General features: G+C 58.4%; 16 protein-coding genes. 11 read left to right on the top strand and 5 right to left on the bottom strand.

What is annotated here, in order from left to right; genetic code table 11:
• Positions 1 to 59: 59 nt before the first annotated feature.
• Positions 60 to 611: an NADPH-dependent FMN reductase gene (locus L991_RS00590; protein ID WP_047391008.1), complete on the top strand. Its 552-nt coding sequence runs from the start codon at positions 60 to 62 to the stop codon at positions 609 to 611.
• Between the two features lie 183 nt (positions 612 to 794).
• On the top strand, positions 795 to 2,876 hold the full coding sequence (locus tag L991_RS16775; RefSeq protein WP_197053750.1) for a DEAD/DEAH box helicase: 2,082 nt from the start codon (positions 795 to 797) through the stop codon (positions 2,874 to 2,876).
• 67 nt (positions 2,877 to 2,943) lie between these two features.
• Here L991_RS16775 and L991_RS00580 read toward each other — a convergent pair whose 3' ends face one another.
• Positions 2,944 to 4,155 carry an MFS transporter gene (locus tag L991_RS00580; RefSeq protein WP_047391005.1) on the bottom strand — a complete coding sequence of 404 codons (1,212 nt, stop codon included), beginning with the start codon at positions 4,153 to 4,155 and terminating at the stop codon, positions 2,944 to 2,946.
• A 487-nt stretch (positions 4,156 to 4,642) separates the two neighbouring features.
• Between L991_RS00580 and L991_RS00575 the strand changes: the two genes are divergently transcribed.
• Both L991_RS00575 and L991_RS17125 read left to right on the top strand, forming a co-directional pair.
• Positions 4,643 to 5,182, top strand: a complete 540-nt coding sequence (locus tag L991_RS00575; protein ID WP_047390998.1) for a hypothetical protein — start codon at positions 4,643 to 4,645, stop codon at positions 5,180 to 5,182.
• A 39-nt stretch (positions 5,183 to 5,221) separates the two neighbouring features.
• On the top strand, positions 5,222 to 5,359 hold the full coding sequence (locus L991_RS17125; protein WP_156128934.1) for a hypothetical protein: 138 nt from the start codon (positions 5,222 to 5,224) through the stop codon (positions 5,357 to 5,359).
• A 49-nt stretch (positions 5,360 to 5,408) separates the two neighbouring features.
• On the opposite strand, the gene L991_RS00570 is transcribed toward L991_RS17125, so the two are convergent.
• On the bottom strand, positions 5,409 to 6,155 hold the full coding sequence (locus L991_RS00570; RefSeq protein WP_047390995.1) for a basic amino acid ABC transporter substrate-binding protein: 747 nt from the start codon (positions 6,153 to 6,155) through the stop codon (positions 5,409 to 5,411).
• Positions 6,156 to 6,432: 277 nt separating this feature from the next.
• On the opposite strand from L991_RS00570, the gene L991_RS00565 reads away from it, so the two are divergent.
• Both L991_RS00565 and L991_RS00560 read left to right on the top strand, forming a co-directional pair.
• Positions 6,433 to 7,371 (top strand): methylenetetrahydrofolate reductase, encoded by a 939-nt coding sequence (locus L991_RS00565; RefSeq protein ID WP_047390993.1) that lies wholly within the window; start codon positions 6,433 to 6,435, stop codon positions 7,369 to 7,371.
• Positions 7,362 to 8,303: a TraB/GumN family protein gene (locus L991_RS00560; protein WP_047390990.1), complete on the top strand. Its 942-nt coding sequence runs from the start codon at positions 7,362 to 7,364 to the stop codon at positions 8,301 to 8,303. The genes L991_RS00565 and L991_RS00560 overlap by 10 nt, the downstream gene beginning before the upstream one ends.
• Positions 8,304 to 8,576: 273 nt before the next feature.
• Here L991_RS00560 and secA read toward each other — a convergent pair whose 3' ends face one another.
• Together secA and L991_RS00550 are read right to left on the bottom strand one after the other, a co-directional pair.
• A complete protein-coding gene (gene secA, locus L991_RS00555) occupies positions 8,577 to 11,318 on the bottom strand; it encodes a preprotein translocase subunit SecA (RefSeq protein ID WP_047390987.1) in 2,742 nt (913 codons plus the stop codon).
• Between the two features lie 111 nt (positions 11,319 to 11,429).
• Positions 11,430 to 12,320 carry a M23 family metallopeptidase gene (locus tag L991_RS00550; protein ID WP_028448308.1) on the bottom strand — a complete coding sequence of 297 codons (891 nt, stop codon included), beginning with the start codon at positions 12,318 to 12,320 and terminating at the stop codon, positions 11,430 to 11,432.
• A 12-nt stretch (positions 12,321 to 12,332) separates the two neighbouring features.
• Between L991_RS00550 and L991_RS16200 the strand changes: the two genes are divergently transcribed.
• The 5 genes from L991_RS16200 (at position 12,333) to L991_RS00525 (ending at position 17,057) form a co-directional block, all read left to right on the top strand.
• The gene (locus L991_RS16200; protein ID WP_052190455.1) at positions 12,333 to 12,767 is read left to right on the top strand and encodes a DciA family protein; all 435 of its coding nucleotides are present in this window, start codon (positions 12,333 to 12,335) and stop codon (positions 12,765 to 12,767) included.
• A gap of 305 nt (positions 12,768 to 13,072) precedes the next feature.
• Positions 13,073 to 13,900 carry an undecaprenyl-diphosphate phosphatase gene (locus L991_RS00540; RefSeq protein WP_047390983.1) on the top strand — a complete coding sequence of 276 codons (828 nt, stop codon included), beginning with the start codon at positions 13,073 to 13,075 and terminating at the stop codon, positions 13,898 to 13,900.
• Positions 13,901 to 14,116: 216 nt separating this feature from the next.
• Positions 14,117 to 15,067: a succinylglutamate desuccinylase/aspartoacylase family protein gene (locus tag L991_RS00535; protein WP_047390977.1), complete on the top strand. Its 951-nt coding sequence runs from the start codon at positions 14,117 to 14,119 to the stop codon at positions 15,065 to 15,067.
• Between the two features lie 42 nt (positions 15,068 to 15,109).
• Complete coding sequence (locus L991_RS00530; RefSeq protein WP_081986363.1) at positions 15,110 to 16,015, top strand: HD-GYP domain-containing protein; 906 nt, start codon at positions 15,110 to 15,112, stop codon at positions 16,013 to 16,015.
• A gap of 97 nt (positions 16,016 to 16,112) precedes the next feature.
• A complete protein-coding gene (locus tag L991_RS00525) occupies positions 16,113 to 17,057 on the top strand; it encodes a DMT family transporter (protein ID WP_081986361.1) in 945 nt (314 codons plus the stop codon).
• Between the two features lie 58 nt (positions 17,058 to 17,115).
• On the opposite strand, the gene L991_RS00520 is transcribed toward L991_RS00525, so the two are convergent.
• The gene (locus L991_RS00520) at positions 17,116 to 17,484 is read right to left on the bottom strand and encodes a hypothetical protein (protein ID WP_047390974.1); all 369 of its coding nucleotides are present in this window, start codon (positions 17,482 to 17,484) and stop codon (positions 17,116 to 17,118) included.
• Between the last annotated feature and the right edge of the window lie 74 nt (positions 17,485 to 17,558).

Genomic DNA, 17,558 nt, shown 5'->3' with positions numbered 1-17,558 from the left:
AATTGCTGCCCTACACACGGCATGCGATGATGCTGGCTGGTTTCGAGCGGGGGTAGGGCATGCAGATCATGACGATTTCCGGAAGTTTGCGCGCACAGTCACGCAATACGGCGCTGTTGCAGGCTTGTGCGCAGCTGGCGCCAGCCGGAATGACGCTCACCCCGTTTACCGCGCTCGCCTTCGTGCCGCCGTTTAATCCCGATCTAGCGCCCGAGCAGTTTCCGGTGCTGCAGCGTTGGCTGGCTGAGCTGCGCGCGGTGGATGCCGTGCTGGTGGCCAGCCCCGAATACGCCCACGGGGTGAGTGGCGTGCTGAAAAATGCGCTGGATTGGCTGGTGGGTACCGATGTGTTGGTGCATAAACCACTGGCCTTGCTCAACGCCGCCCCACGGGCTCGGCACGCCTACGAGGCACTGCAAGAAACGTTGCAGCTGATGTCGGTAGACTGGATCGCGACAGCCTCGCTCACGATTCCGGTGGTGGGCGATTTGAGCTGCGCCGAGGCCATTGCCGCGGATCCGGCGTGCCGCGCCGGTATTCAGCAGGTTCTTAGTGCTATGCAGCAGGCGCTGTTAGTGCAGCGTATTCTTGCACCCGTTTGTGGTGGCTAAATGCCATTAAGCGGCGTAGAGGTTGTAATTTAAAGAAAAACCGGTAGTATTCAGTTCCTTGGCGCCTAACCAATCGGCGCGCCGGCGCGTGAGCCACGAGCTCCCCGGCCCAAACTCCTAATTACCCAAACCCTGCCCTGGATTGGTATCGCGCTCGCGATAGGCCGCAGCAGGAATACTCCAATGTCTGATCTGACTTTTGCCAAGCTTGGCTTGGCCGAGCCGCTGTTGCGTGCGCTCGCTGATACCGGTTATACCCAACCTACGCCGATTCAGGCGCAGGCTATCCCGCAAGTGCTGCAAGGCGGCGATTTGCTGGCGGCGGCGCAAACCGGCACCGGCAAAACCGCTGGCTTTACCTTGCCGATTTTGCAACGCCTGCTCAGCGACAGCGCCACCAGTGCGCTGGCCGCGCCCCGGGTGCTGATCCTTACCCCAACCCGCGAGCTGGCGGCACAGGTAGAAGAATCGGTACAAGCCTATGGCAAATACCTGCCGTTTAAATCCATGGTGATGTTTGGCGGCGTGCGGGTGAATCCGCAAATCAAACGCCTGCAAGAAGCGCCTGTGGATATTCTGGTGGCCACGCCGGGCCGTTTGCTTGATCTGGCCAAACAGGGCGAGCTGACGCTGGCCGAGGTGGATATCTTGGTGCTGGATGAAGCTGACCGCATGCTGGACATGGGCTTTATCAATGACATCAAGAAAATCCTGAAGCTCTTGCCCGCACAGCGGCAAAATCTGCTGTTCTCGGCCACCTTTAGCGACGAGATCAAAAAGCTGGCCGACGGCCTGCTCAATAGCCCGGCGCTGGTCGAAGTTGCCCGCCCGAATACCGCCAATGCGCTGGTGACCCAGCGGGTGCATCTGGTGGATCGCGATAAAAAGCAGCAGCTGCTCACCCAGCTGATTAAAGAAGGCAACTGGCATCAGGTGCTGGTGTTTATGCGTACCAAACACGCCTGTAACCGGGTAGCCGAAAAATTGCAGAAAGAAGGCATTACCGCGCTGGCGATTCATGGCAATAAGAGCCAAAACGCCCGCACGGCGGCCCTGGCCCAGTTTAAAACCGGCGAGCTGCAAGTGCTGGTGGCCACCGACATCGCCGCCCGCGGGCTGGATATCGAAGAGCTGCCGCACGTGGTGAATCTGGAGCTGCCGAATGTCCCCGAAGACTATGTGCACCGCATCGGCCGCACTGGCCGCGCCGGCTGCACCGGTGAAGCGCTGTCGCTGGTGTGTGTGGATGAGCTCGAGTACCTGAAAAACATCGAAAAACTGATCAAGCAACCGATCGAGCAATTTACCGTGCCCGGTTATGAAGCCGATCTGAGCGTGAAACCCGAGCCGATTGTGCGCGGTGGTCTAGGCCGCGAGCGCCCACAGCGAAATCAGAATTCACGTCCGCCCAAAGGCTGGAATAAAGCTAATGCCGAAGCGCTGAAAGCCGAGCAACAAGCCATGCTCGATGCCGGCATGGATCCGGATGAAGTCGCGAAAATCGCGGCGCAAAAGAAAGCCGAAGCCGAGCGCGAGCAGCAACAGCGCCGCCGTCGTCCAGCGGCCAAACCTGCCGCTGCTACGGGTGAAGGCGCGCCTGCCGCTGCGGGTAGCGAAGACGAACAACAGCGCAAACGTAATCGCCGCCGTGGTCGTGGTGGTGCGCGTGAGGGCCAAGGCGAAGCCCGCCCAGCCGCCGTGCAAGCCAGAACCGGTGAACAACGCCCGCCACGCCAAGGTGAAGGCCAACGCCGCGATGAGCGACGTGGCGAGCGCTGGGATGATCGTCGCGATGAGCGCCGCAGCCAGCCAAAACCGCAAGGCGGTCAGGGTGGCCAAGGTGGCCAGCGCGGTGGCAACCGGACGAACTACGATGAGCGCCAGCCGGTATCCAACGCCAATGCGTTACCGTTCGAGCTGACCCAAGGCGGTCGCCGCGGTGGTGGCAGCCAGCGCCGTGCTAATCCGAATAGCTATGATCCGCTCGGTGGTTTCCCGCCGATTCCGCGGCAAGGTGGCTATTACGATAATGAAGAGCGCCAAAACCGCGGCGGTGGCCGTGGCCAAGGTGGGAATGGGGGCGGTCAGGGCGCTGGCAATGGCCAGCGACGTGGCCCGCGCGATGCCAATCGCAGCGATCACCGCAAGCCCAAGCATCACACTCCGCATGGTGAAGGCCAGCAAGGCCAACCCGCTCGCCGCAGCAGCCGGCCCACGCCCGCTTTGCTGGGGGGCAGTGGCACCAAACCGCGGGATGAAGAATAACCTCTAGGGGTATCAAGACAAAGGCCAATCATTGATTGGCCTTTGCTGTTTTACGGGGTAGGGGTATTTAATTGGCCGGGGCTAACATCTGCCGCAGGGCCGGCCGATGCAGCGCACAGGTAATCAGTGCCAGCAGTCCACACAGCCACCAAGTTACGCTGGCGCCCCAAATGGCATAGCTGAAGGCACCCACGGTGGGGGCATACAGCGTGCGCCCAGACCACACGGCAGAATAAATCCCCAGATAGCGACCGCGCTGACGCTGTTCGGTGTGCTGCATAATGATCGTGGTCCAGGTCGGCGAGATCAGCAGCTCGCCCAAGGTCAGCACCACCATCATCGCGATGGCCCAGCCCGCGTGTTGCCCGGCATTGAGCAAGGTAAACGAGCCGCCCATACACAACACACCCAGCATGGATGAGCGCAGCAAGCCCCAATGACTCACCCGGTTGGCAATCGCCACTTGCAGCGTCACCACCATCAGGCCATTCAGGGTAAACAGATAGCCCAGCCAGCTGGGCGAGAGCCGATAATGCTCGCGCAAAAACAGCCCCAGCGTGCCATACATCTGGTCAAACACGGTCAGGATCACCAGCTGCCCGGCCACAAACAGCAAGAACGCCCGATCTTGCCAAGGCGAGCCGGTGGCCATGTCGGGCGAGCTGGCCTTGCTGGCCGCTAGCCCACTATTTAGACACGGCATCTCGCGCCACGCCCATTGCAGCCAGCCACAGGCGAGCAAGGCGGCGATGCCCTGCGCCACAAACACATAGTGATAGCCCAGCGCGGCCAGCAAGCCGCCACTGATGCCGGCTGCCGATACGCCCAGATTAAAGGCGATCCGATACACGCCCTGCGCCACCGCACGTTGCTCGGGGCGAACGGGCTCGAGCACCAGGCGCATATTGGCCGGGCGAAATGCACCATCGCTGGTGCCGACCGCCAGCAGCAGCGGTACATAGGCCCAGATCGGCAATGGCGCCGCCAGCAGCAGGGTCAGCACCCCACTGGCTAGCAACATCAGCTTGGCAATCCAGCGCGAATCATAGCGATCGCTCAAGAGGCCACCGAGGTAAGAGCCGCCCAGCAGGCCCAGCCCATACACCCCCATCAGCCAGCCAATGTGGGCGTAGGAAAGATTGAAATATTCACGAAAATACAGCGGCAAAAACAGCTTGGCCATGCCACCCATATTGTTGATCAGGGTGGCGGTGGCTTGAATGTACACGCTGCGGGGTAGGCCGCGAAACGGCGCGGCAATGCGGTTGAGCCATGACATGAAGCCTCCTTGTGAGAGTGGGATGTCGCCACCGGCACCGGATAAGTAACGATGGCCAATTCATGCTATCAAAATGACAACGGAATGACGTGTAACCAACTGTCAGGCAAACCTTTCCTAAATTACGACTGGCCGCATCGGTAGGCTAGGTATGGGTATTGGCTGGAATGCTATTTTTAATAATGCTTATAGCTCGATACCATGGGGTGGTATAGGTGGCTGTCTTGGCGCGGGCTGGCTGTGCCGCGAGCGGATGGGGCGGGGTAGGTTAAAATGACAAGGACATTGACTCACCCTTTGCGAGCGCTAGCCATGTATTCCGCCACCATTATTTGTATTTGCTAGATTCTTCACATAATTGTGTTGTGTGAAATGTAAAAACACCATTTGTGGTCAATGGTATTTGTTTTGCTTGTAGGAAGGCCCCGCAATGATAGCAATAGAATTTTGTTGCAAAAAAATAAGTTGCATCCTCGTTTGTGCATTGATGTTGCTTATTCCGGTATATGCGATTTCAAAAAGTGAAATAGGCGAGAGCGTTGATTTTTGCTCGATTATTGGAGATGACACCATTCTTGTTGTTGGTGTGGTCACATCAATTGATGTTGAATGGAAAAATCAAATAATGGGAGGGCGTTTTGTTGGTCCAAAGCGTCTCTCGGACTATTGTTCTAGCGAGAAATCGTCAAGAATTGAGCGGGTATATTTTTTGGTGGCAGATGCGCACGAGTATCATAATGGTAGCTACAAGAAGATCCATGGTTCTAGTTTTTTAGTTATGCAATCGACAAATGGTACATGTCGGATTGAGAAAATGCTTTTAAATAAGATTGGAAAGAGATCTTTGCTGTTTTTGAAAAATTCCCAGATGCTGAGAGAGGGTGCTTATGTATATATTGGGAAGGAATTTGCCGGGCCAATAAAGGATAAGCCAATAGGCTGGGCTGACTATGGTCACGATCTTTATCAGTTTATACAGGAGGAGAATGTATTGAGATTTATTGAAAAGTGCAACCGAGGTGGCTAAATTTTAAATATGGAGCTGCCATCCAATCAAATTGATGAAATGGCAATTTACACTCACGCGCATTATCAAACGTGGCTAGGCGGTTATCAGGTCATCATTGCGCAAGTGCTACGCACCTATGGCGATGGCGCGCTCAGCGGCGGGCTGACCTTACCCAATCCGGCTGCGGCCGGCTAAACAAAAAGCCCGGCGCAAGGCCGGGCTGGGTGCGAGTGCTCGCGCTGGCTTAGTGGCCGAAATATTGCTGCGAGATTTTCTGGAAAGTGCCATCGGCCTTGGTGGCGGCCAGGCCTTTGTTCAGCTGATCCAGCAGGGCTTTATTGCCTTTTTTCACTGCAATGCCGTAGTACTCTTTCGCAAAGCTGCTGTCATCGATGGTTTTGAGCTTGCTGTTTTTGTTGTTCACCAGATAGTTATTCACCACGCCATTGTCGGCTACCACGGCCTCAATGCCGCCAGCGCGCAGCTCGGTCATGGCCAGCACAATGTTTTCATAACGGCGGATATCCGGGCTGGTTTTGCCAAAGGCTTTTTGTGCCACGGTGTCGCCAGTGGTGCCGGTTTGTACGCCGACTTTTTTGCCTTTTAGATCGGCCAGTTTGGTGACTTTGCTGCCATCGCGCACGATGATCAGCTGTTTGGCTTCAAAATATGGCTCGCTGAAATCCATGCTGGCTTTGCGCTCGGGCGTGATGGTGACGGCGGCGATCACGATATCGCGCTCACCATTATTCAAGCCGGCAAACAGGCCTTCCCATGGGGTGTTGATGATTTTGATTTTTATGCCGGCTTTTTGCGCAATGGCTTTGATCAGATCCGCATCAAAACCTACCACTTCGCGGTTCTGGCTCAACGATTCAAATGGCGCAAATGTGGCGTCTGTCCCCACGGTGTAGACACGCTCAGCGTGTGCCGGTGCCAAAGACAGGCCGATGGCCAGCGCTAGGGTCGAAAAGAGAGTGCGGATTTGCATTTTTCACCTTCTGCCATGCGTTAAAAAGCTCATTCTCAGGGCTTCACACCAGTGCAGCAATGCGAGAAAGCCCTACCTAAGCCAACACAAAGCTAGCGGGGAGCGGTGGTGCGGGGCCAGATTGGCTTATACCGGCGCAGGGGTGGGTACGATTGGGCGAGTAAACGGGCCAATCAGGGGTAGATTTCTGCGTTTTTTCAAACAGCTAGGGCACGGTTTCTTAGCCCCGCAGGGCCTAAAACTGGGTAAAATCGCGCAAACGATTGCGAGCCTGTTCATGCCCACTCCATTGCACACCAAAATTGCCCAGCGTCAGGCTGGGATTCTGCTGTACGGTATTACGCCGCCCAAGGCCAATCATCCGGCGGAGAAAATTGCTGAAATCGCCGCCTTGCAAGTAGAGCGCATTGCGCCGCTGCCGATTGATGGGCTGGTGCTGTATGACATTCAGGATGAAGCCGAGCGTACCGATGTGGCGCGGCCGTTTCCGTTTCTGGCGACGCTCGATCCGCTGACCTACAGCCGTGATTATCTGGCGGCTTTGCCGATACCCAAGATTAACTACCGCTGTGTGGGTAAATATGCGCCGGCGCAGTTTGGCGCTGATTTGCAGGCGCTGGGCGAGGGGGTGTCGGTGTTTGTGGGCGCGGCTTCACGCGAGCAGGCGGTGGCGCTGACAGTGAATCAGGCCTATGCCTTGCGCCGGGAAGTGAACCCGCGCTTGCTGGTGGGTGGGGTGGCGATTCCTGAGCGGCATCTGGTCAAGCAGGATGAGCATCTGCGCGTGGCGCATAAAGTGGCCGAAGGCTGCTCGTTTTTTGTGACCCAGTGTGTGTATAACGTCGAGGCGGCCAAGAATTTCCTCTCGGATTACTACTACGCCTGTCAGGTCAGCGGCACGCCGATGGTGCCGATTATTTTCACCATTACCCCGTGCGGCTCGGCCAAAACGCTGGAATTTATGAAATGGCTGGGGATCAGTATTCCGCAATGGCTGGAAAATGATCTGCGCCATTCGGGCGATATTCTGGCGGATTCACTGGCGGTATGCCGGAGTATCTTCTCCGAGCTATTGCAGTATGCGGCTGCCAAGCAGATACCCATTGGATGTAATGTAGAAAGCGTGGCGATTCGCAAAGACGAAATCGAAGCCTCGCTGCAGCTGGTGCGCGATATTGCGGCGATGTTTGCTGCGCAGGAGGCCACATGCGCCTAAAGCAGCTGGCGGTGGCGCTGCTCGCCGTTTGCGGCCTCGCGGCCACGGCGCAGGCGGCAGTGTGCCCCAATCCGATACCAACTCCGCTCACACCAGCGCAGCTGGCCAAAGTGGGCAGCGAGCGCGGTTTTCTCTGGCGCATTAGTCACGGTAAAACCCAGTCTTATCTGTATGGCACCATCCATGCCAACCGCGTAGAAGGGAGCGCGCTGGGGCCGCAAGTGCGCAGTGCTTTGCAGGCCAGCCGCCAGCTGGTGCTGGAGCTGGATCTGGACGACGCCAGTGTCTCGCAGCAATTGATGGCCGGCATGCAGGGCAAAGCCAATGTGCCCGCGGCCGTGAAAGCGCGCTATCAGGCGCAGCTGGCCCGACTGTGTTTGCCCAATGCCTTGCTGGAGCAGCTGGACATCAATTTCCTGATGGTGACCTTAACGCTGCTGGATGCGCAGCTGGCCGGGGTGGAAGGCAGCTATGGTACCGAAAACGTCTTGCTGCAGCTGGCCAAACAGCGGCAGCTGCCCGTCAAAGGGCTGGAAACCGTTGCCGAGCAGCTGGCCGCGCTGAAAGACGATGGCGAGCTTAGCCTGGCGCAGCATGAACAGGCGCTAACCATGCTGGAAAATGGCCATGGCCGCCAGCAATTGCTCAAGTTGGTTGACGTTTGGAATCGCCGCGACTGGGCCACCATGAGCCAATACCGCAGCTGGTGTGAATGTGAAAACACCGCTGAAGATCGCGCGGCGATGGTGCGCTTACTGGATGAGCGCAATCCACGCATGGCGCAGCGCATTGATGCGCTGTTGCGCGAGGGGCAGGCCAACTTTATCGCGGTGGGCAGTCTGCATCTGGTCGGTGAACATGGCTTGCCGAATCTACTACGCCAGCTGGGGTATAAGGTTGAGCCAGTGAATTTGCCCGCGGCCAGTAAGTGATAAATGGGGTATAGCCGGAAAGCTATTTATTAATGAGCTTTATGGCTAGATACCCAGTCTGAGTATTTAAGGTTGAAAGTGCCCTGGGGCGCGATGGTCGCCTCGGGTGGCAACATAGCTGGCGGCTTGTACAGATACGCAGCGGCGGCCATGGGCTGGCCTAGAGCTGGCCACGGCTTTAGGTCTAGTTGCTTGATCTATCCCTGAGCTATGCGATGAAACCGCAATAAAAAAGCACCCCGCGGGGTGCTTTTTTATTGGCTGCGTGGCGGCTTAGTTCAGCTGACCGTGGCAGTGTTTGTATTTCTTGCCCGAGCCGCATGGGCATGGGTCGTTGCGGCTTACGCCACTGAACTGAATGCGTGGGCCACCTTCTTGCTGCATGGCGGCCATCAGCGCGGCGCGAATCTGCTCTTCGTCGCCGCTGGCCAACACGGCTTCCAGCTCTTCGTGCGAGAACTGCAGCGCTTCGGCAGGTACGGCGTGCTGCTCGACGGCGGCCGCATCTTCGGCACTGCGCACTTGTACGGTCATGATCACTTGCAGCACATTGCGTTTGATCTGATCCAGCAGCGCGGCAAACAGCTCGAAGGCTTCGCGTTTGTATTCCTGTTTCGGGTTTTTCTGCGCGTAGCCGCGCAGATGGATACCCTGACGCAGATGATCCAGCGCCGACAGGTGTTCGCGCCAGTATTGGTCCACGTGCGAGAGCAGCACTGAGCGTTCGAAATTGCGGAAATTCGGCTCGCCGGCTTGTTCCACTTTCGCGTCGTAGCTGGCTTTGGCCGCGTCGATTACACGCTGGCGCATGTCTTCGATCGACAGAGATTTCTCGTTGGCCACCCACTCGCGCACCGCGGCGCTGACTTGCAGCTCGTTCAGCGCGCGCTCCAGGCCTTCGGCATCCCACTGCTCTTCCATTGAATCGGGTGGCAGATAGGTATCAAACAGCTCGCCAAAGTAACCGGTGCGCATCGCGGCGATGGTGTCGGTGACTTCGGTGCTTTCCAGAATTTCGTTACGCTGGCTGTAGATGGCTTTGCGCTGCTCATTGGCGACATCATCGTATTCCAACAGCTGTTTACGCATGTCGAAGTTGCGGCCTTCCACTTTGCGTTGGGCTGATTCGATGGCGCGCGACACCATGCCGGCTTCGATTGGCTCGCCTTCCGGCATTTTCAGCTTGTCCATCACGAAGGCCACGCGATCGCCGGCGAAAATACGCAGCAGCGGGTCTTCCAGCGACAGATAGAAACGGCTTGAGCCCGGGTCACCCTGACGGCCAGAACGGCCACGCAGCTGGTTGTCGATCCGGCGAGATTCGTGGCGCTCGGTACCAATGATGTGCAGACCGCCAGCGGCCAGGACCGCATCGTGTTTCACTTGCCAGTCGGCTTTCAGCGCAGCCACTTGGGCGGCTTTGGCGGCGTCGTCCAGTGTTTCGTCGGCTTCGATTTGTTTGAGCTGCGCTTCGATACTGCCGCCCAGCACAATATCGGTACCACGGCCGGCCATATTGGTGGCAATCGTTACCTGACCCGCGCTACCGGCTTGCGCCACGATTTGCGCTTCTTTGGCGTGGTGCTTGGCGTTCAGGACGTTGTGCGCAATGCCTTCCTGTTTCAGGATGTTCGACAGGATTTCGGATTGCTCGATCGAGGTGGTGCCGACCAGCGTCGGTTGGCCACGCTCAACACAACCTTTGATATCGGTGATGATGGCTTTGTATTTTTCTGCCGCGGTTTTGAATACCTGATCTTGGCGGTCTTGACGGATCATCGGGCGATTGGTCGGGATGATCACGGTTTCCAGGCCATAAATCTGCTGGAATTCGTAGGCTTCGGTATCGGCCGTACCGGTCATACCGGCCAGCTTGTTGTACATCCGGAAATAGTTTTGCAGCGTGATGGTGGCCAGCGTTTGGTTTTCTTGCTGGATATCGACGCCTTCTTTGGCTTCGACGGCCTGATGCAGGCCTTCTGACCAGCGGCGGCCCGACATCAGACGGCCAGTGTGTTCATCCACGATGATCACTTCGCCATCCATCACCACATAGTGCTGGTCTTTCACGAACAGCGCATGGGCGCGCAGGGCGGCGTTCAGGTGGTGAATCAGGCTGATATGCGCTGGCGCATACAGGCTATCGCCAGCAGGCAACAGGCCCATTTCGGTCAGGATTTGCTCTACATGCTCGTGGCCCGCTTCCGACAGCATCACCGAGTGGGCTTTTTCATCCACCCAGTAATCGCCTTCGCCTTCTTCGGTTTCTTGCTTGATCAGGCGGGCTGGCACGTTGTTCATGGCCTTATACAACTCGGTGTTGTCATCGGCAGGGCCAGAAATAATCAGCGGAGTACGCGCTTCATCGATCAGAATCGAATCCACCTCGTCGACCACGGCGAAATTCAGGCCGCGCTGTACGCGCTCTTCCACGCTGAACACCATGTTGTCGCGCAGGTAGTCAAAGCCGAATTCGTTATTGGTACCGTAGGTGATGTCGCATTCGTAGGCGGCTTTTTTATCCTGATGAGCCATCTGGCCGAGGTTCACCCCGCAGCTCAGGCCTAGGAAGTTATACAGCTTGCCCATCTGCGCCGCATCGCGTTGCGCCAGATAGTCATTCACGGTAATCACGTGCACGCCTTTACCGGTCAGGGCATTCAGGTAGGCCGCCAGCGTGGCTACCAGCGTTTTACCTTCACCGGTACGCATTTCGGAAATCTTGCCCTGATGGTGTACCAAACCACCGATCAGCTGCACATCGAAATGACGCATGCCCAGTGCGCGTTTGCCGCCTTCGCGACATACGGCAAAGGCTTCCGGCAGGATTTGGTCGAGGGTTTCGCCCTTGGCCAGCCGGTCTTTGAATTCTTGGGTTTTGCCTCGCAATTGCTCGTCGGATAAGGCAGCGATTTGCGGTTCGAGCGCATTAATCTGCTTGACGATGGCACCGTATTGTTTCAACAAACGGTCATTACGGCTTCCAAATACTTTTTTCAGCAGAGTTGCAATCATAGTGCTACCAACGTGACGGCCTCGGCGAGGCTCAAATTTTTATCAATTAGTTCAAAAGCCCTTAGCCGGAACAGGGGCATTGGGCCTAAATGGACTCCACCCTACCTTTTTTCAAGGCTTGCTGCTTGCCGCGGCTAGGTTTGCTTGTCCGCCATCAAGAAAACGTAGTGGATTTTGCGCGATGCCGCGGTAGCGGATCTCGAAATGCAGGTGGGGGCCGGTAGAGCGACCAGTGCTGCCCAGTAACGCAATCTTCTGGCCGACTTTGACCGTTTCGCCTTCCTTGACCAGTAGCTGGCTGGCATGGGCGTAACGGCTGGTTAAATCTTTGCCATGATCAAGCTCGACCATATTACCATACTGCGGGTGGTAAGCCGCATACACCACTTTGCCTGTGGCAGCGGCCACAATCGGGGTGCCACTATCGCCCTGATAATCAATCCCTTCGTGGAAAACCTGCGTGCCTTTGAAGGGGTCGATCCGCCAGCCAAAGCTCGATGATTGCGGGGCAATCGCCAATGGCGCATGCCGCGGTAGATAGCTCGCGTCGGGCGTCATCAAGACCGCTTCGGCCAGCGTCAGCTGATCAATCATCGCGGCCATTTTGGCATCGGTTTGTTGCAGGATTTCACGCAGGCCCGAGACGGCAAAATGCTGGCCGGGCTGCGCCAGTCCGCCCTGTGGCGCTGCCTGCTGACTTAAAAACGGTTTAATATCGATACCGGTTTTGTCGCCCACCTGATTGGCCAAGCTATCCAGCCGCGCCAATTTGGCTTGCAATTGCCCGACTTGTACCGCGAGGGCATCGATTTCGTTTTGCCGGGCGTGCTGGCCGGGCATCATGCGCAGCAGGGGCTCGACCCGATTGGGGGCAAACAGCATGCCCAGACCAAAGGCCGCAGCCCCAATCAGCACGGTCAGCATTAAGCCAATCGCGCTCAGTTCGCGCGGGCCCAGCGAGATGGCTTGATTGAGTCGGGGCGACACCACAATGATATTCATTGGAATCCTTGTATGAATAAACAGGTCCACGTTTCGCAACTGATGGAAGGTGATTTCCAGCTTAAACGGCTGGTGCGTCAACTCGATCAGTATCAACAGCTGCTGCAGATTGTCCGCTCGGCCCTGAGCCCGGAAGTAGCACGGGTGTGTCAGGGCGTGGCTTGGTCGGGTTCCACCTTGCTGGTGGCTGTGCCCGGCAGTGCCGCGGCGGCGCGTTTGCGCCAGTCCGAGCCGGATATTCTCGCGGCATTGGATCGGGCTGGAGTGCACGCTACCGCAATCCGTGCCAAGGTGCAAGTTGCCCTGCAGCAGGGAAATCCGATGCAAACCAAGACTTTACGCATGACCGAGCCGGCCAAGGCGGCGTTTTCGGCGCTGGCTGAAGAGGTGAGTGATCCGGATTTAAAGCAGGCGCTGAGTAATTTGCTGCGCCATCACCGGCGCTAAGCCACGCTGGCCTAGCCGATACGCGCGCAAGATCGCCCGCGCTGGAGAGGATTAGCGAGGGCAAAAAAACGGGCGCCGGTTGGGTAACGGGCGCCCGGTCAACAGGGAGGAGATGAGCATAATGCACTCGTGCATTGCACACCCTTCTGAGAGTGGGGCCACTTGGGGCGGTTCCCAAGGGCGGGTGTAAATATTCACACCGCGGCACATCATCAGGCCGTCATCCGCCGCGGCGATACTTGCCCATTACAGTGCGCTTAAGCCTATAATCGCGCACCTTTTCAACTGCTTGCCTGCGCCCCGCTATGGATCCGATTCTGCTGTTTCATTCCCTGATTATGGGTTTGGTGGAAGGTATCACCGAATTCCTGCCGATTTCCTCGACTGGCCATTTGATTCTGACTGGCGATCTGCTTAATTTCCTGACCAAGGAAAAGCGCGATGTGTACGAGATTTTCATCCAGCTGGGCGCAATGCTGGCGGTGGTGTGGGAATACCGGCGCAAAATCGGCAGCAGTATTGCCAGTGCCGGCCAGCCCGGCCCGGGCCGCACCTTGCTGCTGGGCGTGATTGTGGCGTTTATTCCGGCGGCGATCTTGGGCAAGCTGTTTTCCGAGCAGATCAAGGCGGTGCTGTTTAACCCGGTGGCCGTGTCGGTGGCTTTTATTGTTGGTGGTTTTATTATTCTGTGGGCGGAAAAACGCCAGCACACCGTGCGGGTTGAAACCGTAGACGAGCTGACGCTGAAAGACGCAATCAAAGTCGGTTTCTGCCAATGTCTGGCGCTGATTCCCGGTACGAGCCGCTCTGGCGCCACCATTATTGGCGGGATGTTCCTCGGCTTATCGCGCAAAGCGGCGACCGAGTTTTCGTTCTTTTTGGGCATCCCGACCTTGGGCGCGGCTTCGCTGTATAGCTTGTATAAACACCGCCATGTGCTTGATAGCGCCGATATTGCGGTGTTTGCGGTGGGCTTTATTTCCTCGTTTATTTTTGCCTTTATCGCGATTCGCGCGCTGATCCGCTTTGTGTCTACGCATACCTTCGTGGTGTTTGCGTGGTATCGCATCGTGTTCGGCCTGATTGTGCTGGCAACCTGGCATTTCGGCTTGGTGAACTGGAATGCCGGCTAAGGGTATCTGCCTGTAGGTCTTTTGAGGTAATGCTCGCAGGGCTATACCCATTAAAAACCGCAGCAATAGCTGCGGTTTTGTTTTTTTATAGGCCGACCAGATAAAGGCGTGTGGCAAGTACTGGGCGCCTCAGTCGTGACCGATTCCCCTGATCCCGAGGCCAAGTTGGGCGGTGTATAGTGAGGCCTTCTGCGTTGTCTGCCGAGGTTGCTTCTGATGTCTGCTCCCCATCGCACCATCTACCCGATTGGCCGTCCCGGCCAGGCCTGGGGCGCCGCGGAAAAAGCCGCTTGGCTGGCCCGTCAGCAACGGCAGCGCTGCTATGCCGATCTGGTGCTCAAGCCTTTGCGCCAGACGCTGCCCGCCGCAGCCGAGCTGATTGAATACGGCCGGCTCGATTATTGCGCGCTGGGCTTGGCGAGCTATCCGTTGCTGGCGGTAAAAAGCCGTGTGTGGCGGCCCGAGCGCCCGACGGTGCTGATTACCGGGGGCGTGCACGGCTACGAAACCAGCGGCGTGCTCGGTGCCTTGCAATTTATTGCGCACGAATTTGCCCGCTATGCCGAGCAAGTGAATCTCTTGGTCTTGCCCTGTATCAGCCCGTGGGGCTTTGAAACCATCAATCGCTGGAATCCGCTCACGCTCGACCCAAACCGGCATTTTTATGCCGATAGCCCGGCGCAAGAGGCCGCGGCGGCGCTGGCCTGTGTGGCCACCCATGCGCCACAGGTGGCGCTGCATATCGATATGCACGAAACCACCGACACCGACAATAGCGAATTTGGCCCGGCCAAAGCCGCCCGCGATGGCGTGGCCTTTGATTGGCATGCGATTCCAGATGGCTTTTATCTGGTGGGCGATAGCGAGCGCCCCGCGCCTGAGTTTCAGCGCGCACTGATTGCCGCCGTGAGCCAGGTGACCCACATTGCTTTGCCCGATGCGCAGGGCTGCCTGATTGGCGAGCCACTGCAGCAGCATGGCGTGATCAATTACGCCAAGCGCGAGCTCGGGCTGTGTGGCGGGATGACTGCGGCGGCGCTGGTGACCACCACCGAAGTCTACCCCGACAGCCCCAGTGCCACGCCGGCGCAGTGCAATGCTGCGCAAGTGGCCACGCTCAACGCGGGCATAGACTATCTCTTGGCGCAGCACGCGCCACCGGCCTGAAAACCAGCTATACCAAGGAAACAGCTCACCCGGAGAAAGGCCATGCTGTTTCTAGGAAAAACCAAAGCCGAACTCAGCCGCCTGCGCGAGCAATGGGAGGCGCAGCAGCGCGCCTTGCTAGCCAGCCTGCTGGCCTCGGCCTGGGTGGTGGAGGCGCGCGATGCCTACACCGGTGGGCATTTGTGGCGCGTGGCCATGCTCTCGGCCCAGCTGGCCCGAGCGCTGGGGCTGGATGCGGTGGAGGTAAATCGCATTGCCATGGCCGGCTTTTTGCATGATCTGGGCAAGATTGGCGTGCCCGACGCCATCTTGCGCAAGCCCGACAAACTCACCGACGACGAATACGCGGTGATCAAAACCCACCCGGCGCTGGGCGCGCGGCTGCTGGCGCAACATCCGTTTGCGCCGCTGGTGCTTGAAGGGGTGCTGGAACATCACGAAACGCCAGATGGTCGCGGTTATCCGGCCGGCTTGCAGGGCGAGCAGATCTCCCTGGATGCGCGCATCATCGGCGTGTGCGATGCCTTTGATGCCATGACCAGCTCGCGCCCTTATCGGGCAGGGATGCCGATTGAGCGCGCGCTGAATATTATCGAAGCGGCCCTGGGGCAACAGTTTGATCGGCAATGCGGCACGGCGCTGCTGACGCTGGGGCAGGCGGGCGAGCTGGCGCATATTGTCGGGCACTCCAGTGAAGGTATCCCGCTGGGGCAATGCCAGATGTGCGGGCCCACCCTGGTGCAGTTTCATGGCTCGGTGGCCGGGGATTATCTGGCCTGCCCGCATTGTCAGGGCGAATATCAATGGCAAGCCGCCCCGCAAGGTCATCTGATCGCGCAAGCCACTGGCCGTACAGCCAGCGCCGAGGCGCTCGCGCTCCAGGCCGATACCGTGCACATCGAGCTGCTGGTGCGCCAATGGGAAAACGTGCTGACCACCCTCGCCTGAAGTATCACACCAGCATACCAGCCGGCGCGCGCACCTAGCTTGCCGCGCCGCTGGGCTTTCCGGCACACTGTATTTTTGCTTTCCGGATGTAGCTGTCATGCAGGCTTCCCGACGCGCTGGCCAGTGGCTGGTGGTTTTCTCGGCGATCGCGTTTGGCTGGATGCCGATCTTTGGCAGCTGGGCCTACCAAAGCGGGGTGAACACCCAGGGCTTATTGCTGGTGCGTTTTACGCTGGCGGCCGCCGTGATGATTGCGGTGATGTTCTGGCGTGGCGGGCGCTGGCCGCGCGGCAAGGTCTTGCTGGGCTTGGCTGCCATGGGGGCGCTGGGCTATGTGGGGCAGGCCTATAGTTATTTTTCCGCCTTGCAGTATGGCTCGGCCGCACTGGCGGCTTTATTGCTGTATGCCTATCCGGTGCTGGTGACGCTGGTGGCGGTCATCTGGGGGGGCGAGCGGCTGGGCGGGCGCAAATTGCTGGCGCTAGCGCTGGCTGCGGTCAGCCTGATCCTCACCATTGGCCCGGCCGGTGGGCAATGGCTGGGTGTGCTGCTCGGGCTGTTGGCGGCGGCGATTTACACTGGCTACATTCTGGCCGGTAGCCGGCTCACCCCGCAGGCTGGTGCAATGCCGGCTGCGACGGTGGTGATGAGTGCCGCGGCGCTGGCGTTGTGGCTGACCAGCGCTTGGCAAACCCCAGTCTGGCCGGGGAGCCACAGCGGCTGGCTGGCACTGCTGGCGATTGCGCTGGTTTCGACGGTGGGTGCCATTTTGGCTTTTTTGGCCGGGCTGGAGCGCTTGCCGGCCACTGAAGCCTCGATGCTCTCGACGCTTGAACCGGTGGTGAGTGTATTGCTGGCGGCGGCGTTGCTCGGCGACCAACTCAGCGGCTGGCAACTACTGGGTGGGGTGGGTATCTTGATCTCGGCCTTGCTCATTGCTACGGCCAAGCCAATACCCCGGGTGGCGACGGTTGAGCTTGCTGCGCCAGAGTCAGCGCGAGATCCCGCTACGCTGCAGCCCGAAGCAGGGCGTAGCGCCTAAGCCCACCGCAGGATAGAAAAAAACCGCCAGTGTGGGCGGTTTTGGGCTTGTTGAGCTACTACGGGGCTGGCTGGGTTTGCTGCAGCTGATCGGCTTCTGCACTCTGTACGGCCGGGTCGGCGCCAATGCGGGCCAATTGGGCCTTGAGTTCGTCTTGGCTCAGCGGCTGCGGCAGTTGCACCACCCAAAAACCACCACCCAGCTCGCGCTCGAACTGCCAGCTCAGCTGCAGGCGCTGCGCCAAGGCCGCCAGTGCAGCCTGCGCCGCACTGGCATCGCTGGGCGCCGAGCGCAACTGAATAATCAGCTTCGGCCCGTTGGCGGCCACTTGCTGGCTGCTGGGGCTGGCGGCCTGCGTGCTGCAGCCACCCAGTGCGCTGGCCATGCCCAATGATACCCCGCAGAGTATCAGGCTAAAACGCTTCATATATGCTCCTTTGCCGGGTATACCCTCGGCGATCGCCGCAAATGTGGTGAGTCAGCCCCAGTCAGCGCAGAGGC

The organism is Chitinibacter sp. ZOR0017 (assembly GCF_000799095.1).
GTDB classification, from domain to species: Bacteria; Pseudomonadota; Gammaproteobacteria; order Burkholderiales; family Chitinibacteraceae; genus Chitinibacter; species Chitinibacter tainanensis.
Note: the sequence above shows the minus strand (reverse complement) of the source record. Positions and strands in the feature narration are given on the sequence as shown.